This window comes from Spectribacter acetivorans (assembly GCF_031846305.1).
GTDB classification, from domain to species: Bacteria; Pseudomonadota; Gammaproteobacteria; order Nevskiales; family Salinisphaeraceae; genus Spectribacter; species Spectribacter acetivorans.
In genome coordinates this window covers 1-23,811 of sequence record NZ_JAVRHY010000024.1, presented here as the reverse complement: position 1 = coordinate 23,811, position 23,811 = coordinate 1, and the positions used below count along the sequence as shown (strand labels likewise).

The 23,811-nt window shown below is 62.1% G+C and carries 17 protein-coding genes, 2 tRNA genes and 2 pseudogenes; 12 read left to right on the top strand and 9 right to left on the bottom strand.

All coding sequences use genetic code 11. The annotated features are described in order from the left end of the window. The 12 genes and pseudogenes from RM531_RS15650 to RM531_RS15595 form a co-directional block, all read left to right on the top strand. Positions 1–184: pseudogene (locus tag RM531_RS15650) on the top strand (type II toxin-antitoxin system death-on-curing family toxin); the annotation flags it as partial. A 62-nt stretch (positions 185–246) separates the two neighbouring features. After that, a tRNA-Val gene (locus RM531_RS15645) sits at positions 247–323 on the top strand. A 273-nt stretch (positions 324–596) separates the two neighbouring features. After that, positions 597–1,610, top strand: a complete 1,014-nt coding sequence (locus tag RM531_RS15640; RefSeq protein WP_311660631.1) for an IS110 family RNA-guided transposase — start codon at positions 597–599, stop codon at positions 1,608–1,610. 576 nt (positions 1,611–2,186) lie between these two features. After that, entirely contained in the window at positions 2,187–4,094 is a 1,908-nt protein-coding gene (gene thrS, locus RM531_RS15635) for a threonine--tRNA ligase (protein ID WP_311660629.1), read from the top strand. A 48-nt stretch (positions 4,095–4,142) separates the two neighbouring features. After that, complete coding sequence (infC, locus tag RM531_RS15630) at positions 4,143–4,709, top strand: translation initiation factor IF-3 (RefSeq protein ID WP_349255459.1); 567 nt, start codon at positions 4,143–4,145, stop codon at positions 4,707–4,709. 12 nt (positions 4,710–4,721) lie between these two features. Continuing rightward, positions 4,722–4,919, top strand: a complete 198-nt coding sequence (rpmI, locus tag RM531_RS15625; protein ID WP_311653728.1) for a 50S ribosomal protein L35 — start codon at positions 4,722–4,724, stop codon at positions 4,917–4,919. A gap of 27 nt (positions 4,920–4,946) precedes the next feature. Next, complete coding sequence (gene rplT / locus RM531_RS15620) at positions 4,947–5,303, top strand: 50S ribosomal protein L20 (RefSeq protein WP_311660628.1); 357 nt, start codon at positions 4,947–4,949, stop codon at positions 5,301–5,303. A gap of 373 nt (positions 5,304–5,676) precedes the next feature. After that, positions 5,677–6,675, top strand: coding sequence for a phenylalanine--tRNA ligase subunit alpha (gene pheS, locus RM531_RS15615; protein ID WP_311660626.1), 999 nt, complete (start codon positions 5,677–5,679; stop codon positions 6,673–6,675). An 11-nt stretch (positions 6,676–6,686) separates the two neighbouring features. After that, the gene (gene pheT / locus RM531_RS15610) at positions 6,687–9,068 is read left to right on the top strand and encodes a phenylalanine--tRNA ligase subunit beta (RefSeq protein WP_311660625.1); all 2,382 of its coding nucleotides are present in this window, start codon (positions 6,687–6,689) and stop codon (positions 9,066–9,068) included. Position 9,069: 1 nt separating this feature from the next. After that, the gene (locus RM531_RS15605) at positions 9,070–9,369 is read left to right on the top strand and encodes an integration host factor subunit alpha (RefSeq protein WP_311653732.1); all 300 of its coding nucleotides are present in this window, start codon (positions 9,070–9,072) and stop codon (positions 9,367–9,369) included. Then, a complete protein-coding gene (locus tag RM531_RS15600; protein WP_311660623.1) occupies positions 9,350–9,715 on the top strand; it encodes a MerR family transcriptional regulator in 366 nt (121 codons plus the stop codon). Before RM531_RS15605 ends, RM531_RS15600 begins: the two co-directional genes overlap by 20 nt. Positions 9,716–10,074: 359 nt before the next feature. Further along, a tRNA-Pro gene (locus RM531_RS15595) sits at positions 10,075–10,151 on the top strand. A 189-nt stretch (positions 10,152–10,340) separates the two neighbouring features. On the opposite strand, the gene RM531_RS15590 is transcribed toward RM531_RS15595, so the two are convergent. The 9 genes and pseudogenes from RM531_RS15590 to RM531_RS15550 all read right to left on the bottom strand — a co-directional run bounded on the left by RM531_RS15590 (position 10,341) and on the right by RM531_RS15550 (position 23,751). After that, positions 10,341–10,589: a hypothetical protein gene (locus RM531_RS15590; protein WP_311660621.1), complete on the bottom strand. Its 249-nt coding sequence runs from the start codon at positions 10,587–10,589 to the stop codon at positions 10,341–10,343. A 353-nt stretch (positions 10,590–10,942) separates the two neighbouring features. Continuing rightward, on the bottom strand, positions 10,943–13,015 hold the full coding sequence (locus RM531_RS15585; protein ID WP_311660620.1) for a 3'-5' exonuclease: 2,073 nt from the start codon (positions 13,013–13,015) through the stop codon (positions 10,943–10,945). Between the two features lie 13 nt (positions 13,016–13,028). Next, complete coding sequence (locus RM531_RS15580; protein WP_311660618.1) at positions 13,029–14,438, bottom strand: ATP-binding protein; 1,410 nt, start codon at positions 14,436–14,438, stop codon at positions 13,029–13,031. Between the two features lie 183 nt (positions 14,439–14,621). After that, complete coding sequence (locus RM531_RS15575) at positions 14,622–15,347, bottom strand: hypothetical protein (protein ID WP_311660616.1); 726 nt, start codon at positions 15,345–15,347, stop codon at positions 14,622–14,624. An 18-nt stretch (positions 15,348–15,365) separates the two neighbouring features. Continuing rightward, the gene (locus RM531_RS15570) at positions 15,366–18,170 is read right to left on the bottom strand and encodes a site-specific DNA-methyltransferase (protein ID WP_311660614.1); all 2,805 of its coding nucleotides are present in this window, start codon (positions 18,168–18,170) and stop codon (positions 15,366–15,368) included. A gap of 10 nt (positions 18,171–18,180) precedes the next feature. Then, positions 18,181–18,993 (bottom strand): NYN domain-containing protein, encoded by an 813-nt coding sequence (locus RM531_RS15565; protein ID WP_311660612.1) that lies wholly within the window; start codon positions 18,991–18,993, stop codon positions 18,181–18,183. A 184-nt stretch (positions 18,994–19,177) separates the two neighbouring features. Next, the gene (locus tag RM531_RS15560) at positions 19,178–22,249 is read right to left on the bottom strand and encodes a BPTD_3080 family restriction endonuclease (protein WP_311660610.1); all 3,072 of its coding nucleotides are present in this window, start codon (positions 22,247–22,249) and stop codon (positions 19,178–19,180) included. Positions 22,250–22,585: 336 nt separating this feature from the next. Next, a pseudogene (locus RM531_RS15555) lies at positions 22,586–23,479 on the bottom strand (IS3 family transposase); the annotation flags it as partial. Continuing rightward, positions 23,449–23,751: a transposase gene (locus tag RM531_RS15550; RefSeq protein ID WP_311660607.1), complete on the bottom strand. Its 303-nt coding sequence runs from the start codon at positions 23,749–23,751 to the stop codon at positions 23,449–23,451. The pseudogene RM531_RS15555 and the gene RM531_RS15550, both read right to left, overlap by 31 nt. Between the last annotated feature and the right edge of the window lie 60 nt (positions 23,752–23,811).

The window sequence follows — 23,811 nt, the reverse complement described above, 5'->3', positions numbered from 1 at the left end:
TGCGTTTCATGACGGCAACAAGCGAACGGCTCATGCTGCCGCCACCGTGTTCCTGTTGAACAATGGGTTCCGACACGAGACAGAGGAGTCGGATGTTGTATCGATGGTCGTCGCGCTTGCCGAAGACCAGATATCCGAATCCGACATGGCGGAGTGGTTTCGCCGGACCAGCGTTTCGATATGACCGGTAGGCAGCATCTTTCCGCTTGAGCGGGGCAAGCGCTTGCGGTATTGTCCGCCACCGATAGGCGCGTAGCTCAGTTGGTTAGAGCGCTACCTTGACATGGTAGAGGTCGTTGGTTCGAATCCAATCGCGCCTACCAGATTCGCCTCCCGGTGGCTTGGCAACACGCCAACCTCGCTAGTTGCATCCGACTTCTCACCAACGACCGTGGTCGTTGGTTGCGCGGCTCATCCTTGAGCCGCGTCCTCCGGACTCGCTTCGCTCGCGTCGTTCTGTTCCCGACAGAACGGTCGAATCCAATCGCGCCTACCAGTTCGAACGCGATGTAGGGCGATGGCATGGACCCGCCCCCTTTTTCGGCGTCGTGATGCGCCAGACTGGGGATTCCAGTACAGCAATGGAGGACGGATCCATGCGTAACCAGATTACGAGTCTTGGCATTGACCTGGCAAAGAACGTATTCGAGCTGTGTGGTCTGGATGCGGGCCATGCGGTGGTGTATCGCCGGCGCGTGCGGCGAGGCCAGTTGCTGGCCACCTTGGCGCAGTTGAACGTCGAGGTGGTGGGCCTGGAGGCCTGCGCGGGCGCGCATGACTGGGCGCGCCGGTTTCGGGAACTGGGGCATGACGTGCGGTTGCTGGCACCTCAGCACGTCAAGCCCTTTGTTCAGGGCCAGAAAAACGACCGCCAGGATGCCCAGGCGATTGCGGTGGCCGCCACCCAGGGGCACCTGCCCACGGTGGCGATCAAAAGTCGGGACCAGCAGGACATCCAGAGCCTGCATCGGGTACGCGAGCTGCACAAGCAACAGCGCACCCAGCTGATCAATCAGGCGCGAGGCCTGCTGCACGAGTATGGCCTTGTCCTGCCGGCGGGGGTGGCCGGCTTTCGCCGCGGCGCGGCCGCCGCGCTCGACGATGCCAGGCTTAGCCCGCTGCTGCGGCAACTGCTGGCCGATCTGCTGGCGCGCTACCGGGCCACCGACGACCAGGTCCGGGCCTATGATCGTCAGATCGAGGCGCTGGGCCGACAGCTGCCGGTATGCCGGCGGCTGCAGGCCATCGAAGGCATTGGCCCGCTCACCGCCACCGCCCTCTACGCCCACGTGGGCGACGCCCGGTACTTTGCCCGGGGCCGCCAGTTCAGCGCCTCGCTGGGCCTGGTGCCCCGGCAATACTCCAGCGGTGACAAACGCCGGCTGGGCGGCATCAGCAAGCGCGGTGACCGCTACCTGCGCACCCTGCTCATCCATGGGGCCCGAGCGGTACTCACCCGGGCCCAGCACCTGTCGGGGCGACGCGGGGCCTGGTTACGCCAGCGCCTGGCCCAGCAGGGCGCCAATCGGGCAGCGGTGGCCCTGGCCAACAAGAATGCCCGCATCGCCTGGGCCCTGATGGCCCACGACTGCGACTATCAGCCTGCCTGAGCCACATCAGGCCACCGACCAACTCATAATCACCCACCCCAGAGTGCACCGTCGCTGTGATGGTCAACAGGTCAAACCGACGCCGACACAACGCTGATGAAGTCTCGGGCCGACACAGGTCGATAGGGCGATGAGCGAGACGGCGTGCGCGAATTCCATCAGGGCCCGGGGCCGCAACCTTACCCCAACCCAAGGCCGGATATACGGATGCCACCTGTCCCCCTGACCCGCACCGCCGACACTTGCACCATTCGGGCGGGTCCATATACGGGTTTCAATCCGCCAGGTCGAATGAACTCGACCCTACATCTCACCAACGACCGTGGTCGTTGGTTGCGCGGCTCGTCCCTGAGCCGCGTCCTCCGGACTCGCTCCGCTTTGTTCCGGACAAAGCGGTCGAACCCAATCGCGCCTGCCAGTTCGAACCTATGTAAGGCGGGTTTCAACCCGCCGGCCCGATAACGGCTGGCTCCGGCCGGGCTTCTCCTCTATCATGCGCGCCGCCGCACACAACGCGGCTCGACATATTTTTAAACACGCGGCCCTTCGTATCGGTCGCCACTGACTGGAGGCTCCATGCCCACGATTACCCTGCCCGACGGTTCCACCAAATCCTTCGATCACCCCGTTACCGTGATGCAGGTGGCGGAATCCATCGGCCCCGGACTGGCAAAGGCGACGCTGGCGGGCCGTGTGGACGGCGAACTGGTCGATGCCTGCGTGGCCATCGATCACGACGCGTCTCTGGAAATCGTCACCCCCCGCGACGATGACGGTGTCGATATCATCCGCCACTCCTGCGCGCATCTCCTGGGGCAGGCGCTCAAGACGCTGTATCCCAACGTCCGGATGGCCATCGGGCCCGTCATCGAGGACGGCTTCTATTACGACGTGGCGCTGGACAGGACGCTCACGCCGGAGGATCTGGCGGCCATCGAGTCCCGGATGCTGGAGCTGGCGGAACGCGATCACGAGGTGATCCGCGAAGTGGTCAGCCGCGAGCAGGCGCTGGCCGCGTTCGAGCAGCGCAACGAGCCCTACAAGCAGGCCATCGTCCGCGAGATTCCGGACGGCGAGACCATCGCGCTGTACCATCACGAAGATTACACGGACATGTGCAAGGGCCCGCACGTGCCCAATTCCCGGCATCTGCGCGCCTTCAAGCTGACCAGCCTGGCCGGCGCCTACTGGCGCGGCGACTCGAACAACGAGATGCTCACGCGCATCTACGGCACCGCCTGGGCCAACAAGAAGGATTTGAAGGCCTATCTCGAGCGCATCGAGGAGGCCAAGAAGCGCGATCATCGGGCCATCGGCCGCCGGCTGGACTACTTTCACCTGCAGGAAGAGGCGCCGGGCATGGTCTTCTGGCACGACCGCGGCTGGAAGATCTACCTGACCATTACTGATTACATTCGTCGCAAGCTGGATGCCCGCGGCTACCGCGAGGTGCACACGCCGAGCATCATCGACCTGTCGCTGTGGCAGAAGTCCGGCCATGCCGACAAGTTCTCGGACGACATGTTTCTGACCGGCTCGGAAGACCGCCAGTATGCGGTCAAGCCGATGAACTGCCCGGCCCACGTGCAGATATTCAACCGCGGCCTGACCAGCTATCGCGACCTGCCCATCCGGCTGGCGGAGTTCGGCTCCTGCCACCGCAACGAGGCCTCCGGCACGCTGCATGGGCTGATGCGGGTGCGCGGCTTCGTGCAGGACGACGCCCATATCTTCTGCACCGAGGAACAGATCGCCGACGAGGTTTCCGCCTTCATCGATCTGGTCTACGAGGTCTACGCTGACTTCGGCTTCGAGGACGTCTCGGTCAAGCTCTCGACCCGGCCGGAACAGCGGGTGGGGTCGGACGAGGTCTGGGACAAGGCCGAAGCCGCGCTGGAAGCCAGCCTGAATGCCAAGAAGCTGGACTGGCAGTTGCAACCGGGCGAGGGCGCTTTCTACGGCCCCAAGATCGAATTCGCCCTGCGCGACTGCCTCAACCGGGTCTGGCAGCTCGGCACCGTGCAGCTGGATTTCGCCATGCCCGAGCGCCTGGGCGCCGAGTATGTGGACGAACACAGCGAGCGGCGCACCCCGGTGATGATCCATCGCGCCATCCTCGGGTCGCTGGAGCGCTTCATCGGCATTCTCATCGAACACCACGCCGGTTCGTTGCCGCTGTGGCTGGCGCCGGTGCAGGCAGTGGTGCTCAATATCACTGATCGGCAGTTCGATTACGCCGCCGAAGTGGCCGAGACCCTGACCGCGGCGGGACTGCGTGTTGAAAATGACTTGAGAAACGAGAAGATCGGTTATAAAATCCGCGAGCAAACGCTTCAGCGCATTCCCTACCTCCTGGTCCTTGGTGACCGGGAAGTTGAAACCCGTACCGTTGCGGTACGCACTAGGGAAGGCGAGGATCTCGGCGCCATCGAGTTGAATGAACTCACCGATCGGCTCGTTCGGGAAGTCGCCGAGCGCGGGTAGCGACAGGAACCGGCAGCCCGGCACACCGAGCGGCCGGCTTTTTCGTTATTGGAGGATGCGAATATCGCTTCAGGACAAAAGGATCGGCGCAACGAGGACATAACCGCGCCCGAAGTACGGGTGATCGCGCCGGACGGGGAACAGGTCGGCGTACTCAGCCGCGAAGATGCCCTGGCCAAGGCGGCCGAGTACGAGCTGGATCTGGTCGAAGTCTCCCCGAACGCGCTGCCACCGGTCGCGCGGATCATGGATTACGGCAAGCACGTCTTCCACAAGAGCAAATCGCAGCAGACCGCGCGCAAGAAGACCAAGCAGACCCAGCTCAAGGAGATGAAGTTCCGCCCCGGTACCGACGTGGGCGATTACAACATCAAGCTGCGCAAGCTGCGCGAGTTCCTTGAGGAAGGGGACAAGATCAAGGTGACCCTGCGGTTTCGCGGGCGGGAGATGGCCCATCAGGAACTCGGGCTCGAACTGCTGGACAGGGTTCGGGATGACCTCGAGGACATGGCCTCCGTCGAGCAGAAACCGGAAATGCAGGGCCGTTTGATGACCATGGTGATGGCGCCGCTCAAGACAGCGAAGGGCGCCAAGGCCAAAGCCACCAGCGAATAAGGCGAATAGATAATGCCCAAACTCAAGACCAACCGCGGTGCCGCCAAGCGTTTCAAGCGCGCCGGCAGCGGCAAGTGGCGTCGGCATCATGCCAACGCCAACCACATTCTCACCAAGAAGGCGGCCAAGCGTAAGCGCCGTCTGGCGACGGATGCAGTGGTAGCCGATTCCGATCAGCGGTCGCTCGACCGGCTGATGCCCTACCAGTAACGCTCGCGTTTTTACAGGAAGTCGATCATGGCAAGAGTCAGTCGCGGCGTCACCGCCAAGGCGCGCCACAAGAAGGTTCTCAAGCAGGCCAAGGGTTACTACGGTGCCCGCAGCCGCAGCTATCGCGTTGCCCGGCAGGCGGTCTTCAAGTCCGGCCAGTACGCGTATCGTGACCGCCGCCAGCGCAAGCGGCAGTTCCGGGCGCTGTGGATTACCCGCATCAATGCGGCCGCCAAGGAAGCGGGGCTGTCCTACAGCCGTCTGATCCACGGGCTCGACCAGGCCGGTATCGAGCTGGACCGCAAGGTGCTGGCCGAAATGGCCGTCCAGGACAAGGCCGCGTTTACCGCGGTGGTGGAAAAGGCCCGGGCCGCGCTGGCCTGACGCGTCCCGGCTGCGTGCTGATCGCGCGGCCGCCGGTTATCGTGCAGGGGAAAGGCCTTCGGTCTTTTGAACCTCTGATCAATTCCTCCGCGGCCTGCGTTTGTGTCCCAAGCCGCGTCACAACAAGGCGCCCGGCGCCGGCCGTGGCGGGCCCCACGGCCAAGCCGGGCAACGCCGGTGTGGCGTGGCTTGGGCCAAACCCCTTCGGGGCCGGGCCTTTGCGCGCGTCTGGACGGCGTCATTCGTCGCTTATTTGCAGGGAGCAAACCGCGCTCCTTATTCCTTGCCAGCCACGCGCAAAGGACGCCGGCGCAGGCCGTGCAGGAATTGATCAGAGGTTCCCTTTGTTTGCTTTGTGGATGGGAAATACCCGATGGCTGATCTGGAAGGCCTGCTGCAACAGGCACGATCCGAGGTAGCGGATGCCGCCGATCTGGCGGCGCTGGACAGCGTTCGGGTGGCCTATCTGGGCAAGAAGGGCAGCGTCACCCAGCAGCTCAAGACGCTCGGAGAGCTGCCAGCCGATCAGCGCCGCGAAGCCGGGCAGCGCATCAACGAGGTCAAGCAGGCGGTGGCCGAGGCCATCGACAGCCGCAAGGCGGACCTGGAAGCGGCCGAGCGCGACCGCCAGCTTGCCGCCGAGGCGGTGGACGTCACCTTGCCGGGCCGTGGCGAACGTCCCGGGGCGCTGCATCCGATTACCCGCACCATGTCCCGCATCGAAGCCATTCTCGGCCGTGCCGGCTTTGCCATCGCCGAAGGCCCGGAGATCGAGGACGACTACCACAACTTCGAGGCCCTCAACGTGCCGCCCGAGCATCCCGCCCGGGCCATGCAGGACACCTTCTATCTCGACGGCGGCGCACGCCTGCTGCGCACGCATACCTCGCCGGTGCAGATCCGCGTGATGGAGCATCAGCCGCCGCCCATTCGCATCATCGCCCCGGGCCGCGTCTACCGCTGCGATTCCGATCGCACCCACAGCCCCATGTTCCACCAGGTGGAAGGGCTGTACGTGGCCGAGAACGTCTGCTTCGCCGAACTGCGCGCCGACCTGCAGGCGTTTCTCGAAGCCTTCTTCGAGACCGAACTGGCCCTGCGTTTCCGGCCCTCCTATTTCCCGTTCACCGAGCCCTCGGCCGAGGTCGACATCGACCGCGCCGGCTTGAATCTCGGCACCGGCTGGATGGAGGTTCTGGGCTGCGGCATGGTCCATCCCAACGTGCTGGCCTCGGTGGGCATCGACGCCGAACGTTATACCGGCTATGCCTTCGGCATGGGGGTCGAGCGCCTGGCCATGCTGCGTTACGGCGTGGACGACCTGCGGCTGTTCTACGACAACGACCTGCGCTTCCTGCGCCAGTTCGCATAGCTGGGGGCTACGTGAAATTCAACGAGCAATGGCTGCGGTCCTGGATCGACCCGGCGGTGACTACGGAAGAACTCTGCCAGCAGCTCACCATGGCCGGCCTGGAAGTCGATGAAACCGCCCCGGCCGGGCCGGCGCTTAACGACGTGGTGGTCGGCCGGATTCAGGCCGTCAGCCCGCATCCGGATGCCGACAAGCTCAGCGTTTGTCAGGTCGACACCGGCACGGCGGAACCCGCGAGCATCGTCTGCGGCGCGCCCAACGCGGCGACCGGGCTGGTTGTGCCAGTGGCACTGCCGGGGGCAACGCTGCCCAACGGTCTGGCGGTCGAAGCTGCGGAAATCCGAGGCGTGGCCTCGGCGGGCATGCTCTGTTCGGCGGCCGAACTAGGATTGAGCGACGATGCCGCGGGCCTGATGGCGCTGGATGCCGATGCCGTCATCGGAACACCGCTGGCCGATCATCTGGCGCTGAACGACACCGTCATCGATATCGACCTGACCCCCAACCGCGGCGATTGCCTGAGCCTGCGCGGCATCGCCCGCGAGGTCGGCGTCTGGAACCGTCTGCCGGTGATCGAACCCGATATTGCCGAGGTCGAGGCGGTCGTGGAAGACACCCGCCCGGTAATCATCGAGGCGGAAGCGGACTGCCGTATCTACGCCGGGCGGGTCATCAAGGGCATCGATGTGGCCGCCCGCACCCCCGACTGGATGCGCGAACGCCTGCGGCGCGCCGGTATCCGCCCGATTTTCCCGGTGGTGGATGTCACCAACTACGTACTGCTGGAACTCGGCCAGCCGATGCATGCCTTCGATCAGCAGACGCTGCAGGGCGAGGTTCGGGTTCGCCGGGCGACAAACGGTGAAACGCTGACTCTGCTGGATGATCAGGAAGTCACCCTGGACGACCGCACGCTGGTGATTGCCGACGCCGACGGGCCGGTCGCCATGGCCGGCGTCATGGGCGGCGCCCGCACCGCGGTGGGCGAGGGCACGGTCGATGTGTTCCTGGAAAGCGCCTGTTTCACCCCGAGCGCCGTGGCCGGTACCGGCCGGCGCTACAAGCTTCATACCGACTCACTACACCGGTTCGAGCGCGGCGTTGACCCGATGCTCGCGCCGCAGGCCTTGCAGCGCGCCACTGCGCTGATCCAGCAGATTGCCGGTGGCCAGGCCGGTCCGGTTTCGCTGGCCGGCGACGCCCGCTCCAATCTCGCCGCCGTGATGCTGCGTGCCGATCGTCTGGCCCGGTTGCTGGGCACCTCCGTGCCCGATGCCGAAATCACGGACATCCTGGAACGCCTGGGTATGCGGATCGAGGCCGGCGGCGAGCCGGGAGTCTGGCAGGTCACGCCGCCCAGCCACCGCTACGACATCGCGCTCGAGGCCGATCTGATCGAGGAAGTGGCCCGCATCCACGGCTATGACCACCTGCCGGCCGAACCGCGCCCGGTGCATGCGCCGATCACCACACAGCCCGAATCCCGGCGATCGGTCAGTCGCATCCGCGACGTGCTGTGTCAGCGGGGTTACGACGAGGCCATCAGCTACAGCTTTGTCGACAGGCAGCTGCAGGACGCGCTGGGTGCCGGGCAGGGCGCGATCGATCTCGACAATCCCATCGCCGCCCAGCATGCCCAGATGCGCACCACGCTCTGGAGCAGTCTGTTGCCCTGCTGGCTGCACAACCGGCGCCGGCAACAGCATCGCGTGCGGCTGCTCGAGATCGGACTGCGCTTCGAGCGTGGCGACGGCGACAATATCCGCCAGATTCCCACCCTGGCCGGCCTGATTGATGGCCCGGCCGAGCCGGAGCACTGGGATGGCAGCGCCCGGGCGGTCGAATTCTTTGATATCAAGGGCGACATTGAAGCGCTGTTCGGTGGACAAGCCGATCAGCTTGAGTGGGTAGGCGATCGGCCCGCCGGTCTGCACCCCGGCCGGAGCGCCACGATCAGGCTGGACGGTAAACCGATCGGCCGCGTCGGTCAGCTGCACCCCGGTCTTGAAAAAGAACTTGATATCAAGAACCTGCCCTATGTATTTGAGCTGGATTATGAAGCGGTCGCCCACACCGCCGTGCCGCGGTTCGAAGCGGTTGGCGAGTACCCGGAAGTCCGCCGCGACCTCGCCCTGACGGTAGCCGATGACCAGGCGGTTGGCGGTCTGCTGGCGACCATCCGGCAACTGGACCAGCCCTGGCTGACCGCTATCCGCGTGTTCGACGTTTTCCGCGGCGGCGACCTTGAGACGGGTTTCAAGAGCGTCGCTTTGGGCTTGATTTTTCAGGATAAAACGAGCACATTGAGTCACGAGGGCGTGGACGAAGCGGTGAACCGTATAACCGAAGCGCTCAATCACGACTGCGGTGCGCAGGTCAGGGGGCATTCGTAACGTGGCACTTACAAAAGCAGAACTCGCCGAAGCATTGTTCGAGGAACTCGGGTTCAACAAGCGTGAAGCCAAGGATTTCGTCGACTCGTTCTTCGAGGAAATCCGCACCACGCTGGAAGGCGGGGAGTACGTCAAGCTCTCCGGATTCGGCAACTTCGAACTGCGTGACAAGAACCAGCGTCCGGGACGCAACCCGAAGACTGGCGAGGAGATTCCCATCTCTGCTCGGCGCGTCGTGACCTTCCGGCCGGGCCAGAAGCTGCGGGCGCGAGTGGAAACCAGTGTCAGCACTGACAGCTAGAGAGCTTCCGCCGATACCGGAGAAGCGCTACTTCACCATCGGTGAAGTCAGCGAACTCTGTCTGGTCAAACCCCATGTCCTGCGTTACTGGGAACAGGAATTCCCCCAGCTACGGCCTTCCAAGCGCCGCGGCAACCGCCGGTACTACAAGCAGCAGGACATCATGGTGGTTCGCGACATCCGCGAACTGCTCTACGAGCAGGGCTTCACCATCAACGGCGCCCGCGCCCAGTTGCGGGAAAAGAACAAGGCCGTCGCCGTGGCCCCGCCCGGCAGCGCCAGCGATTCGCTCGCCAAGATACGGGCCGAGCTGGAATCAATCATCGCGGGACTGGAAAAGGACTGAGCGGCCCGAACGGGCCGGATCGCATTGGCGATTCCTCGCGCTTGTCGGTCATAGCGAGGCGCGAAAGCGCCGCGGCTATCTCGTTCGGGTGGGGCACCCCGTTGAGGCGCAATCCGGCCGGAGATCGCCGCGGCGGCCCCGCTGTCGCGGGGCTTTCTCGCGATGACAGGTGATAAAAGGGGAGTCGACTCCGACCGGCCGAATGAATTCGGCCTTACAGTTACTAACGACACCAAGCTATAGGGCGCAATTCATTACGCCTTACGCGGCGATTCGCGATGGTGCCAACACAATATCTGCCATATCCCTTAATCGCATCTTTTTACCGCCGATGCCTTCCGGTATCATGCGACTCCCGTCGGGGTATAGCGCAGCCTGGTAGCGCGTCTGCATGGGGTGCAGAAGGTCGTAGGTTCAAATCCTGCTACCCCGACCATTAAATCAAGTACTTATGAAACCCGGCCAAGCGCCGGGTTTCTTGTGTCAGCACTGTGTCAGCACTCGTGACGTGTTTCGGCATCCGCGCGTGGAGGGTCGTTGCGCGGCACTCGGGATTACTGGAGCAGCGCGTGGCCAGCCGGGACTGCGTTGGCTACGAGGCGCACCTGCAGCGGTTGACGCGTTTCTACTCGTCGTAGTCGGGGGTTTCGTCGCGCGCAGGGTCAACCAGAACGAAAATGTCTCTCGCCGCTTCCCACGCTTCCCATTCGTTGGCGCCACCAAGCTTGAGGGTCTCCATCTCCATCAGCGTCAGATTCGCGGCGGCCATTGCCTCCCGGTCTAACTTGCCTTCGCTTACGAGACGGGCATACCGATTCGGCAGGTAGATGCGCCAATGTGCTTTCGCGCGTTCGGCGATTTCAATCTGCGTCATGTTGGAGACCTGGATGGTTGAGGTGCCAGAACATCGTTCGACTCTTCATGGACTGCGTGTCAGCGGTTGATCTTGCTTCGGAGTGGGTAACTCGGCGGAATCGCGTTGGTGCCTAGCTGGCCGCATCCGGCCATGGGTGGCTGGGGCTACTTCCGCTACTGAGCCACGAAGGGCGCACCAAACGGCTATCTGGTACTCGAGGGCTGAATTTTCGTCTCGCCGCGGCCTCGCAGACCCCGTATTTCACCGTTGATGAGTTGGTATAAGAAATGTGTGATAAGGGTGTGATACCGCTGCTACTATCGCGCATCGCACGAGCATAAGTCATTCTCAATAAAAGAGTTATTTCTCGACTAATTTTCCAGATCATCCAGGAACTCGGATGGCGGATCGGTGGCGCTGACGAATAAGGCGTCACGGGCCCTCGTGCATGCAACGTAGAGCAGGTGGCGCTCCGTGTTGTACACCTCCTCCAGGTCCGCGTCGTCTCCGATGGACTCGATCCTGGCCTGCAGCGGGATAACTTCGTCGTCACAAGCCATCACGGCGACCGCGCGGAACTCGAGGCCTTTGGCGAGGTGCATCGTGCATATCGAAACGGTTCCGGGAGTCGCGATCAGCTTTGCGTCCAGGATCTGGTAGTCAGCGTTGATGCGCTGCACCGCGGCTATCGCACGCTCGAGCTCGTCGTCGGAACGAACGATGACGCCAATCTCGTGCGTATCACCCTGGTCTCGGCATTGGTCCGAGAGCCATTGGCTTACGCCCTCGGTTTCTGAATCGTAGTCGTCGAACACAGACACCAGGGGAGGTGGACCGTTGAATACGGAGACGGTGCCTTTCCGGTTCTCGGTATTCCCGTCGAGATCCGACAGACTGGGGTCTAGCAGTCGATCAGCCTGGGCACGAATCTGGTGCGAGGTTCGGTAATTGATCTTGAGCGTTCTCGAACGGCCCCTCACGTCCACGCCCAGCGCTTTCCACGAGAAGGGTGTCTGGAAAATCCGCTGCCCGAGATCACCGGCGAAGAAGATCGCATCCGGTCGATCAGCACCTAACGCCGCGAGGAATCGCAACTGAGGAACCGTGACGTCCTGCGCCTCATCTACGACCACGTAGTCGTATGGCGGATTGCGGCGCCCCTCAATCTGGCTCGTCACGTCTTCGAACAGCCCGGCCATGCTGTTGAGCTCACGGCGCTCTAGCTCCTTCCGGACCTCACTGAAAATCGACCAGAGCTGTCTGCGCTGAGACTCGGGCAGTCGAGTCTTGCGACCAAGTCGTTTGACGTCCCGATAATCGTCCCAGCTGTGAAGCTGCCAGGCATCCACCACGTCGGACCACTCGGCTACCAGAAAACGCGTGGAGAAGCCCGTTTCGCCGGTCGACGTGGCCGCCTGCTCGATGACCTCAGTCAGCTGTTCGTCGCTAGCAATCTTCGGCGCTTTTCCGGATGGTCCGGAGAGTCGCTGGGCAACCGATTCGATAGCTGCGACCTCGATACGTTCGGCCAGCCGGGGTTCTCGCGTGACCAGGCGCTGTACCTTCGTTTTCAGCGCATTGGCCAGCGACTCATTGAAGGTTGTGAGAAGTACGCGGGCATCTTCGTGTGCGCGTGCCAGATGTACGGCTCTATGCAGCGCAACGATCGTCTTTCCCGTGCCGGCCGAGCCGGACACCCGTGCCGGCCCGTTGAAGGTGCGTGCCACGAAATCGCGCTGCGCCGGGTGCAGGAACACCGTCCACTTATCCCAGGGATATTCCAGCGCCTGCGCAAGCTCATCCGAGCTGTGCATGATGCGGAACCGGCGCTGCGCGTCCGGGTGATCGAAGGGATCAGTGGCCCCCAGGGAAGTAGTCGCCAGTTCCGGCTTGCCACCCGTTGCCAGCTCGAGCAACGCCTCCGCGGCCTCATCGGGGAGGTGGTCGGCCAGTTCCAGAATGCTGTCTTCGTCTGCCTGTCGAACGTCGTCCAGCCATTCGGTTGGAACGCCGTATTGCAGCAATTCATCTTCCGGTGTCTCTGCAAATAATGCTGGCTTGGCTGGCGCCACCTGCTCGGGTTGGACGTACTGCGGCACCTCTATCTCGCGGACGGTTTCGCGCACCTCCACGAGTTGCGCCGCGCCCGTCTTCGGGTGCGTTTCCAGCTTGCGTCGCTCTGCCCACTGATAGGCCTTGTCGTGATGGTCGACATAGCACAACAGCAGGCTGGACGCTGTCTTGTGAACGATCAGGCGGATATCGCGGCTGACGCGTACCGACCAGAAATTCTTGTCCTTGGCCCGTTCGAGCTTGTGGAACTGCATTCCCGGGTTTGCCGGATTCATTTGCAGGTCGAAAGCCGTTGTCTTGGCCACCTTCTGCTCATCGCCGGCGAGTCGGGCGAGGCTTTCGTTGAATGTATCGGCGATCAGGAATTGCATATCGTTAAGTAGTTCATAGGTCCTGGATCAGGTCTCCGAGCGATTGAGCCAGTACGCCGCGTTCCAGCAGGTCTGAACGAACCGAGTCCGGTATCTCCGGTGCGACACCTACCAGCTCGGTTTTCCAGTGCCGAAAACGGCCGTAGGCATCAAGAAATCGGTTAGCGCTATGGACGAGAGCATCCACGGAGCGCACCAGTTTGTCGGCATTTCGCTTGCAGGTGCCGAACCGTATGCGCTGCTCATCCTCGTTCACGGCGACAAGGTCAATCTCGACGTCGCCGCGATCCCAGTAACCGTGGATGTGTTCGCTCAGCGGGAAATCCCCCAGGCCAAGCCGGCTGCGCTCCTCGTAGAGCTGAGCCGTCAGGTCCTCCAGTGCGTAGCCTTCCACCGTTTCCAGTTGTCGGTCGGCCTGATCCAGCAGGGTTGCGACGGGCCGGAACGCGACCGCGGACACCGGCCGTTGCAGGGCGGAAAGCCAGGCGCGCAGGAAGTTATCGCGGATGTAGTAACGGCCGCTGCGTGCCCGACGGGCAGCGAAAATCGGCAGCCGTCGCTCGATCATCCGGTAACGCTGGGAGAGCGTCTGCAAATAACCGCCAACCTGGCGGACTTCTCCCGGTGCCGAAACCTCGGCCATCGCCGCCTCGATGTCCGCATTGGTACAACCGGGATGGCTGGCCAGATACTGCAGAACCATGTCGTAGCGCCCGCGCAATTCGCGCAGAAACCAGTTATCCGCCTCGTTGCGTAGCGGTGACGAGCTTGAGAAGAACAACCGCTCCAACAATTCCTGACGCGGTGCACCCAGTACATCCTGTTCGTAGGCATCGCGGTAGAATTTGGGCACGCCCTCGAACAGATTCCACAGGAACAGCAGTCGTGCCGGCGACGCATCCGCATGCCGGCGCAAGATTTCGAGCACCGACGCGATGTCCAGATGATCCAGCTCCAGCACATCCGTCGTTCGGTTGAACAGCGGCGCGTCGCGGTGCTCCAGCAGTGCGGTCATTTCCGTGTGTAGCGACCCAGATACGATCAGGCCGCCCGGCACGCGGTCCGCCTCGGCGGCGAGCAAGTCCACCTCGGCCTGGAGTAGGGAGCAGAAATCGAACAGCTTTTTACGATGGAAATACTGGAACTCGTCCAGAGCCACCACATAACCGCGTCGTACCAGGTTGGCAATGAGGCTGGCCAGCCCGCCCAAGCTCGAAACCTGCTCATCAATGCCGAAGGTTTCCAGATAGCCGTTGCAGGCGGCCACCACACCGGAGGGATCGGAGTCGGGAATCTGGATGTAGAGGGTCTGCTCGATTCCCGTGGCCTGTAGCGCCTGCTGGATGAGGGCCGTCTTGCCAATGCGCCGGCGGCCGGATATCTGCAGAAAGAACCAGCGGCGCCGCTCCAGTACACGCTGCATAAGCGCCAGCTCCGGCCGGCGGCCGTAGAACGCCCATGCTTGCCTGTCTTCTGGCTCAGCCATGCTCGGATAATATAAAAGTTTTTACCTTAACTCCAGCAAAGGTCTAACCGATTGTTCAGACGGGAGAATACCGATTCACTTCTGGTTAAGAATGCGCTAGTCAGTGACGTGGCTGGTCGATCAGTTATGGCGTTCGCTGGGTACCAGTTGAAGCCGCATGGCCTCTAGCAGTGTCTCGTCCACTGGATCGCGCGGGAAATGCACATAAATCATCAGGCGCATAGCGCGTCGCACGGCATCATCGGTAACCGCGGGAAACGCTGCAATATGACTGCTTTCCCGCCTAGCGAAACCGAGGCAGTGTTCTGACAACAGATACAGCACGATCGTCTCGATCAATGGATGCTCGATATGCTTGTGAGATAGGGCGGGCCCGGAACCGTCTTCCCGTGCCTTTTTCCAGGTCTGCAGCGCGTCGAAAAAACGCCCTTTCTGGACTTGAAAGCATTCAAGTAAATCCGCGAGCTTGTCGGCATCCGATTCATCAAGGTGCTCGATGAGCTGCTGCAGATTGGCCAGTACCCGGTCCGATAATGTCGGTATTGGGCCAAATTCCGCCACCCTGTCGTGGTCGGGATAGTCACAGTACGCCGTGTGTATGAGTTGTCCGCAATCCCTCGCGTATTCGCAGATTGCGCTGAGGTCTTCCGGCAACATGGCGCGGGCAGCCCGAGCCTGGCGCCGTCGCTGATCCTCATGCTGCTCCCATTGATGCTGAATTTGTTTGTCCAACATCTCCCGCTGATGCTGCATTTGCCGGTGCAGCGTCCACACCGTGGCCGCCGCGCCCGATAGCGCGAGCACGCCGGCAATCAGCGTCTGCCACTCGTGGGCGATTTCAATCATGGGGAAGAGGTAGGCCTGTTACGCGCGGAATACCTTCATCACCTCATCACCGAGGTGGTTGATGACCTTCACGGCGATGCGGCCGGACTTGGGTCGCTCGAAAGGCCGCGAGGTGTCGCTGTGCAGGGTTTCCCAGGCTTCTTCGTTGATCTCGGCCTTGAGTGTGGTGCGTAGTGACTTGTAGGGGTCCGCTGCGCCCAGGAAGTAGGCGTGGCGGACGAAGAAGGATTCCATGTCGTAGTCGGTGTCGATGAACCAGCAGGCGATGCCGTCCGGGCCGTCGGAGCGGACTTCGCCGCTGTTGGGGTGGAACACGTCCACGCCGTTGACCTTGACCTGGAGGCGGCTGTCGTCGGTGTCCAGGATGTCGATGTCCGGCTCGCCGAAGATGACGAACAGGTTGCCCTTGCCGGTGTTCTTGAGATCATCCGCCATGTGCAGATCGGCGTTCATACGCGCCTTCAGGACGGGAATGCGGCCGAGCTTCTCGAACTCGGTGGCGTGGGCCTCGTAGTTGAAGGCGCAGACGATGAGCACGTCGAAGTCGGCGTCGCCGGCCTCGCGAGCCGCTTCCACCAGGTCCGGGCGGGAGACTGTGCCGAACTCGGGGCCGACGAAGATGGCAGCGCGCTTCTCGGTGCCATTCTCTTCGTCGCCTTCCATGTAGCGCCCCTCGGCGCAGACCAGCTCGCCGGGCCAGGGCGTGATCGACGTGAAGTTGATGGCGTCTTCCTTGTGGGCCTGTTGCACGCCGGCGGTCTTGAGGTTCTCCAGGATCATCTGGGTGAAGTCGCGCTCGCCGTCATAGGCGCCCGGGTCCTCGCCGACCTGGTCGATTAATTCATCGTTCTCGTCCACGCCGAGCACGCGGTGCGGGGATAGCGACTCCACCGTGAACGGCCCGGCGACGCGGACCTTGCGGTTGTCCGTGTAGGGCTTGTCGTAGAGGTATTCCTGGTCGGCATTGGCGGCGATGGAGGCATCGATTTCCTTTTGTCGGGCAATGCGCTGCTCCCACCACTGGGCGTGGGCGTCCTTGGCTTCGGCCGGCCAATCGTCGCCCGCCTCGCGCGGGATTTCCCATTCCTCCCAGGCCGCTCCGAGGGCGGCGTTCAGCTTTTCGCGCAGCGGCTCCAGCGTCTCCTGAAACCGCTCCCAGATCACGTCGATCTCGGCGTTGTTGGCGATGGACTTGAGCGTGATGTGCGGCACCCGCTCGTAGACGAAGCCCTGGCGAATGTCGCCACGGGTGGGCGCGGTGGACGGCGCGCTGCGGGTGACCTCGGCTTCCTTCTGCTGGCCCTCGTGCGAGTCGGCCAGCAGGTAGAACGGGTAGCGGGCACCCATGATGCGGGCGCGGGCGAGGGCGAGCGCGACCCGCGAGGTGTCGATGGTGACCCAGCGACGGCCCCACTGTTCGGCGACGGTGGCGGTAGTTCCAGACCCGCACGTTGGGTCGAGCACGAGGTCGCCGGGATCAGTGGCCATTAGCATGCAACGCTCAACAATGCGATTCGATGTTTGAACCACGTAAATTTTTGGATCGGAGCGGCTTGTAATGCCGCCAGACACATCCTTCCAAAAGTTGTCGATGCCCAGAGCCCCAAAATCGTCGAAGAACTTCCGGAAAGAAATGTTGTTCCCAGTTCTCAATATCCTGTCCGCCTTCTGCGCTCGTGCCATTCCGGTTTCTGAGGTTCTCCAGCCGCCAGAACTTGGGAGGTATGTTCGTCCTCTGAATGTGACCGGGAATAGCGTGGTCTTGGACGCTGAGCGCGAAGTGAAGCCTTGATCGCGGTATAGCCTAGCGTCCTCCGGAATATTCCCGACGAAAAGATCATCTGACGCTAATTTCTGCTCAGTCATATCGGGCAAGAGCGCTGTCTTATACCGTGTTGCGCCTTCTCCACCGGGCGTAAGTTCGTGGTAGAGAGACCGGCATTTAATCGACTCAGACTTGCCATACCAGACTAGATAATTAGTCGTATTGTCGATCGCCTCCGAACCAAGCCCAATCGACGTCTTGAACGAGATTAGACTCACGAAGTTCTCTTCCCCAAACACTTCATCCATCAGTAACCGCACGCGATGCACATTCTCATCCCCGATTTGCACAAAAATCGACCCGGACTCGTGCAATAAATCCCGCGCCACGGTCAGCCGATCGCGCAGATAAGTCAGATAGGAATGAATCCCATCCCGCCAGGTGTCGCGGAAGGCCTTGACCTGCTCGGGCTCGCGGGTGATGTGCTCGGCCTTGCCGTCCTTGACGTCGCGGCTGGTAGTGGACCACTGGAAGTTGGAGTTGAATTTGATGCCGTAGGGCGGGTCGAGATAAATGCACTGCACCTGGCCGCGCAGGCCCTCGCGCTCGGCGAGGCTGGCCATGACTTGTAGCGAGTCGCCCAGAATCATGCGGTTCTGCCAGTTGGCGTCATACTGGTAGAAATCCGTGCGGTCGGCGCCCTTGGGCAGGCCGTTGAAATCTCTGAACAGGTCCGGCGTGATCTGGCCTTCCTCGTGCTCGCGCTCGCGGGACTCGCGCTGGAGGTCGTCGATCAGCGCCTTGGGGTGAACCTTTTCCTGAATATAGAGCGGCGGCGCGTTGACCACGAGGTCCGACCAGTCCTGCTGGTCCTTGCCACGCCAGATGAGCTGCGGGTCCAGGGCCCGGTTCCGGCGCTCGTAGGCCACCTGGATCGGTGTCTTGAGTTCATCGTCCACCACCGACTGGTGCTCGGCGGTGGGGATGTTCTTGCGCTTGGCTTCGTCGTGCTGAAGCGCTTCGACGGATTTCTTTGCGGTCTGCTGTTTGCGTGCCATGAGTGCTCGTTCAGTTGCCGTCTTTCGCGTCTTGGCCCGGGGCTGGGCGCTGGTACACCGAAACAATGCCGTCGACGTGCTCCAGCAAGTCGTCGCTGACCTTTTGCCAGAGCGGGTCCACGATGAACTCCATGCCTTCGCGGCGTGCCAGTTTGGCGGCGGGCACGAAATCGCTGTCACCGGTGACGAGAATGAGGGTATCGGCCTGCTGCTTCAGCGCCATGCTGGCAATATCCAGGCCGATGCGCATGTCCACACCTTTTTGCCGCAGCCCGAATCGCACGCTCTGCTCGGTCAATCCCTTCCAGCGCTCCAGAAGGTTGGCTAGTTCGCGCTGTTCTTGTCCTTTCAGCTGTGGCGCTTCCCCGTCTTCGAGCAGTGCTTGTTCAATGTGGTCCGCCCATTTGCGAATTTTCAACAGGTCTTTGCTCAGCCGTGGATCGATCTGCCACCCGCCATCCTGCGTCACGTGGCCCAATCGGAGTGCGAACTTTCTCTTGCTGCGGAGTTCGGCAAATAGCTCGCTACGCGCCTTGGCAGTCTCAGTCTTGCCGAAATCGATGGGCTGATTTCCGATGGGGTGGTGGGATTTCCCGGAATACGGTGAGGCGTCGTAGTAGAACAGTCGATAGACTTGGTCCAGCCAGCGGCCATCGGCCTCGCTGCCGTCATCGAGGCCGGTCAGCTTCTGCACGTGGCGCTTGCACAGGAAGCGGGCGGATTCCGCGATCTGCTGGGGTGTGGTGCAGAAACGGGGCTCCACGAGTTTGGGGAGCCGCTTGAGGAAGTAGCCGCCATCGATGAGGATGGCGATGCGTCGCATCCTCGTGGTCACGAATAGAATCCCAGAAACAGAAAAGCCCCAGGGGTTCGGCACACGCTCGGGATAAGTGAGCGGGCGTACTGCCAAGGGGCGGATACAGACAGAGATTTGCACGGATTGTGTAATCCGTCAACCTGGATGAACGCGCCATCAGCAATGGCTCCGTGCGACGTGTTCTGCCGCCTCATGCCAGGCTCTCTTGCATGCGCGCCTCAATCATGGCGTTGAATTCTTGTTCGATCTTGTCGGCGAACTTCTTTTGCATCTCGTAGACATCGCCGAACTCGGCAAAGGCCCAGCGGCCGTAGTTGCCCAGGTTGTTCACGCCCGGCACCCAGTAGGTGTCCATGGTGGACTTCTTCTCGACCGCGTCCTCGCCGCGATAGCCCTTGATCTCCACCACGAGGTTCAGCGGATCGTCCTCACCCTGGCCGTCGTCCACCTGCACGATGAAGTCCGGGATGTAGCGTCGGACCTCCGAGCCGTAGCGATATGGCACTTCCAGCCCGAGGTTGTGGTTCTTGACGTAGGCCAGCACTCGCGAGTGCGCCTCGGCCACGCGGCAGAATTCGCCTTCCCACTCGCTGTCCAGGATCACCCAGTTGATATGGCAGCGGCGGGCGTCGGTTTCCCAGCGACTCTCGCGTGACGTATTGAAGTTGACGTGCATGGTCGAGCCGGCCGGGTTGTAGGCGTCCAGGATGGCTTTGACCGGGCGTTCTTTCTTCGTCTCTGCACGGGTGATGGCGGCTGTGATCTTGTTGCAGGCCATGTCCGCCAGTTCCTGGTACATGAGCTGGGCGGGGTAGGTATTTCCCTTGCAGACGAGATAGTTGTCCAGCCATTTACGCGTGATGCGCTTGAGCTGGCCGAAGAGGTGGAGCTTGGGTTCCTCGTCCGTATCCCGCCAGTGCGTGTAGATCAGCCGATGCGTGAGGTGGAACAGGAGGCTGGACAAGCGCAGGTCATCAGTATGGATAAGGGTGAGGTCGACACCTTCGCCAATGATGCCGGCATTGTGCGTTTCGGATGGACCCACAAGTATCGGCGTTAGCGTTAGTACGGATTCATCGTTGAACTCCGCGGTAAGCCGCTCCTCGGGTAACTCGACGCGGTAGCCATCGACTCGCGGGAAGCGTATTTCCAGCGCGTCGCGGTCTGGGCGCACAGCCTTGACCTGGACGGTCTCCCGCGGCGGCTGCGGCGGTGCGACTACAGGCTCGGCCGTGAAGTCGAAGGGGATGCCGAGCACGTCGGCGTACTCGACATTAAACAAGCCTTCTTCGTTTAAGTCATACGATTGCCGCCGTAGCGAGCGGCCGATGACCTGCTCGCATAGCAGCTGGGTGCCGAAGGCACGTACGCCGAGCACATGCGTGACGGTGTTGGCGTCCCAGCCTTCGGTGAGCATGGACACCGAAACCACGCAGCGGATGGCGCCGCCCAGGCGATCTTGCTTGCCGACCGTGTTCATCGCTTCACGCAACAGATCGGCGTCGGTGAGATTGTCGGCTGCGGCACGGTCGCCGGTGCGTTCGACGATCTCCCGGCGGAAGCGTTCGATCTCGTCCGAGGCCATCTTGCGGAAGTTGGTGTCCAGGGCTTCGCCGGATTCCAGCTGCTCGCTGTCGATAAGCAGCGTGTTGGGCCTAGCCAGTGGCTCCCCGTTTTCGTCGAAGTTGCGGAACAGGGGCAGCCGGCCTTGCTCTAGTGTTGTCGTGCCGTCTTCGTTCTCGCGATGAAACCCGCTGATGTAGTCGTAGACCAGCTTGGACGTCGCCGTGTTGTTGCAGACGATGATGAAGCACGGCGGCACGCTCATGCCGCGTTGCTGCCACAGCTCGAAGGTTTCCTTGTAATGCCCGTACAACGCATCCAGCGCGGTCTGCAACTTGGTTGGCAACTTGAGCGGGTCCAGTCCCTGGGCCTGGCCGCGCCCCTTCTTGGGCATGTCCGTCCGGATGTGCTCCCACAGGTTCCGGAACATGGGCATTTCGTCGCGGTTGATGTAGTTGTCCGCCACCGGCACGCGTGGCAGCTTGACGATGCCGGACTCGATGGCGTCCATCAGCGAGAAATCGCTCATGGTCCACGGGAACAATGTGCCCTCGGCGTAGCCCGAGCCGCGTAGGAAGAACGGGGTGGCGGATAGATCAACCACGCGGCCCAGTCCGAGCTTGCGATTGGCCGCTTCCAGCCCCGAGATCCACAGGCGGGCGGCTTCGCGGTTCTTTTCCGCTTCCTTGCGATCGTCGCCGACCAGCTTGCCTTCCTCATCTTCTTCGCCCGGCTTCTCGCGGTAGCAGTGATGGGCCTCGTCGTTGAGGGCCATGATGTTCTTCATGCCCATCAACTCGGGCATGACGCGCTGGAGCATCTGCCCCTCCGTCTCCTTCGATTCGGGGTCGATCCCAGTGCGACCCTTCAGCAGGGCACGGCCGCCCTTGGACAACTCAATTCGTTCGCGCCGTTTGAAGGCGTGGTAGTTGGTGATGACGATCTTTGCCTTGTGCAGATCGACGAGCATGTCGCTGGGTACCAACTCGCGGCTCTCGTAATAGCTATAGGGATCGTTGGGCAGAAGCACGCTGAGCCGGTCGCGAATGGTCAGTCCCGGCGCGACGACCAGAAATCCCCGCGTGAAATGCTTGCTGTTCGGCCGGCGTACCGCGTTGACGGTTTGCCAGGCAATGATCATCGCCATGACCGTGGTCTTGCCGGCGCCCGTGGCTAGTTTGAGCGCGGTTCGCAATAGTCCGGGATTTGCCGCGTCATTTGCACCATCGAGGTGATCGAGAAAACGGCGACCACGCTTTCCCATCTTGGGCGCGACTTCGGTCAGCCAGATCAGCGTCTCGATGGCCTCAACCTGGCAGAAGAATGGACGGATGCCCTGGAACTCATGGTGCCGCCAGTGCTTTAGCAGACGAGCCGTTTCTGGTGTGACCAGCCACTGATCCGTGCTGGGCAGTTTGCGCCACTGGTCTATCTGCGTGCGCAGCTCATTGATGATGGAGGTGGGGTCGTACTGCTGTGAGCTATCAGAAAGCCCGCGGCCCTCATCGAACTCGAACTGGGATTGATCGGTGCCGCTCTTCCGCTTGCGCGGCTTTGGAATGGGCGTGAAGAAATCCGCACGACGGCGGCTGTCGATAATTTGATGCGTCGGCTGGCCGGTCTCGTCGAGTCCCCAGTGCTGGCTGGGGCGCTCGTAAGGCGAGTTGATTACCGGCTTGCTGAAAAACTGCTCCGACATGCATCCCCCGCGCACTGGAAGTCGTGTTCGGAGGCCGAGTACGGCGTCCTGAACCAAGCGCCCGATAGTCTCACTGGCACCGGTTGGCTGGCAATGGCACGTGGGGAGGCCGGTAACCGAACCCTTTTGTCAGTTCTGTCACCCGCTGTACCGGGGGCGGCCGTTATTAGATTTCGTCGTCGATGATCAACGCTCGGGTTGGGGTGCTGGCACCAGCGCCATGGACGGGGTCCGAGCCGATGAGCATAGTTGCCAAGCTATGCGCGCTGGCCCGGGTAGGTTCTCAAAGGCCCAAGGGGTCAGCTTGAACTGGCCCGGCCTCCACGGACAGGTGAATCAAGCTACGGCTTGATGGGTTTGCTCCACTTCTAGCGGCGTTCGATAGCCCAGCGTTTGGTGGATTCGCTGGCGGTTATAGAACACCTCGATGTACTCGAAAATCGCCGCTCGAGCCGCCTGTCGGCTGGCGAATACGCGTCGGTCGATCAGTTCGAACTTGAGCGTGGCGAAAAAGCTCTCGGCCACAGCGTTATCCCAGCAGTCGCCTTTGCGGGACATGCTTGAGATCATGCCGAGTTCGGCCAGCCGTCGACGGTAGGTGCCGGCAGCATAGGTCTGGCCCTGGTCACTATGGTGGACCATGCCTGCCTTGGGTTGGCGTTGAGCAACGGCCATCTCCAGGGCGTCCCGCACGAGAGCGGTATTGTTGCGGGTCGACATCGACCAGCCGACGACGGGTCGAGCATAGAGATCAATCAGGACGGCCAGATAGAGCCAGCCTTCGCGTGTCGCGATGAATGTGACATCGCCAACCCAGGCCTGGTCTGGCGCAGTTGTCTGAAACCGCCGCCGCAAGATATTGGGCGCATGGCCAAGCTCGGGACGGGCGTGCGTGGTGGCGATGAACCGGCGCCGACGACGCGCCAGAATGCCGTGATCCCGGCGTAGCCGTGCCACACGATGCTTGCCGCAGCGCACACCCGACTTGTTCAGCACCTGCCAGGTCTTGAGATAACCATAGGCCTGCCGATGGTCGTCGTGTGCGCGCCGGATATGCGTGAGCAGCGCGCGGTCGCGCTGCTCACGTGCTGGCGCCGGTCGTTCCCGCCAGGCGTAATAGCCCGATCGGCTGGCCTGGAGAACACGGCACATCAGACTGACCGAATGCTGCTTCTGCTGCGAGGCGATAAAGGCGTACTTCACGGCAGCGCCTTGGCGAAGTACGCCGCCGCTTTTTTTAGGATGGCGTTCTCTTCCTCGAGTTGCGCCAAACGCTTTTTCAAGTCGGCGACTTCAGAGCGTTGATCCGTCGCCGCGTTCCGGCCCGGGCCGCGAAAGGCCTGATCCTCACCTTTCTCCCGCAGCTCGTGCTGCCACTTGTACAGCTGGTTGCGCATCACACCCAGCTCGCGAGCGACATCCGACGCTGGCTTATCGGATTGCTCTAGAAGCTCCACCGCCTGAAGCTTGAATTGCTTGGAATAGCGTTTTCTCGTTGCCATCGGACATCTCCTTCGGGACCATTGTCCCTTCTGGTTGATGTCCGTGGAAGCTGGACCACT

Excerpts from the sequence above, each read along its gene's own strand:
- RM531_RS15575 (WP_311660616.1), bottom strand. The coding sequence starts at position 15,347 with ATGATTGAAATCGCCCACGAGTGGCAGACGCTGATTGCCGGCGTGCTC.
- rpmI (WP_311653728.1), top strand. The coding sequence starts at position 4,722 with ATGCCCAAACTCAAGACCAACCGCGGTGCCGCCAAGCGTTTCAAGCGC.
- pheS (WP_311660626.1), top strand. The coding sequence starts at position 5,677 with ATGGCTGATCTGGAAGGCCTGCTGCAACAGGCACGATCCGAGGTAGCG.
- RM531_RS15640 (WP_311660631.1), top strand. The coding sequence starts at position 597 with ATGCGTAACCAGATTACGAGTCTTGGCATTGACCTGGCAAAGAACGTA.
- RM531_RS15580 (WP_311660618.1), bottom strand. The coding sequence starts at position 14,438 with ATGCAGCGTGTACTGGAGCGGCGCCGCTGGTTCTTTCTGCAGATATCC.
- rplT (WP_311660628.1), top strand. The coding sequence starts at position 4,947 with ATGGCAAGAGTCAGTCGCGGCGTCACCGCCAAGGCGCGCCACAAGAAG.
- RM531_RS15560 (WP_311660610.1), bottom strand. The coding sequence starts at position 22,249 with ATGTCGGAGCAGTTTTTCAGCAAGCCGGTAATCAACTCGCCTTACGAG.
- thrS (WP_311660629.1), top strand. The coding sequence starts at position 2,187 with ATGCCCACGATTACCCTGCCCGACGGTTCCACCAAATCCTTCGATCAC.
- RM531_RS15590 (WP_311660621.1), bottom strand. The coding sequence starts at position 10,589 with ATGACGCAGATTGAAATCGCCGAACGCGCGAAAGCACATTGGCGCATC.
- RM531_RS15565 (WP_311660612.1), bottom strand. The coding sequence starts at position 18,993 with ATGCGACGCATCGCCATCCTCATCGATGGCGGCTACTTCCTCAAGCGG.
- RM531_RS15550 (WP_311660607.1), bottom strand. The coding sequence starts at position 23,751 with ATGGCAACGAGAAAACGCTATTCCAAGCAATTCAAGCTTCAGGCGGTG.
- RM531_RS15570 (WP_311660614.1), bottom strand. The coding sequence starts at position 18,170 with ATGGCACGCAAACAGCAGACCGCAAAGAAATCCGTCGAAGCGCTTCAG.
- RM531_RS15585 (WP_311660620.1), bottom strand. The coding sequence starts at position 13,015 with ATGCAATTCCTGATCGCCGATACATTCAACGAAAGCCTCGCCCGACTC.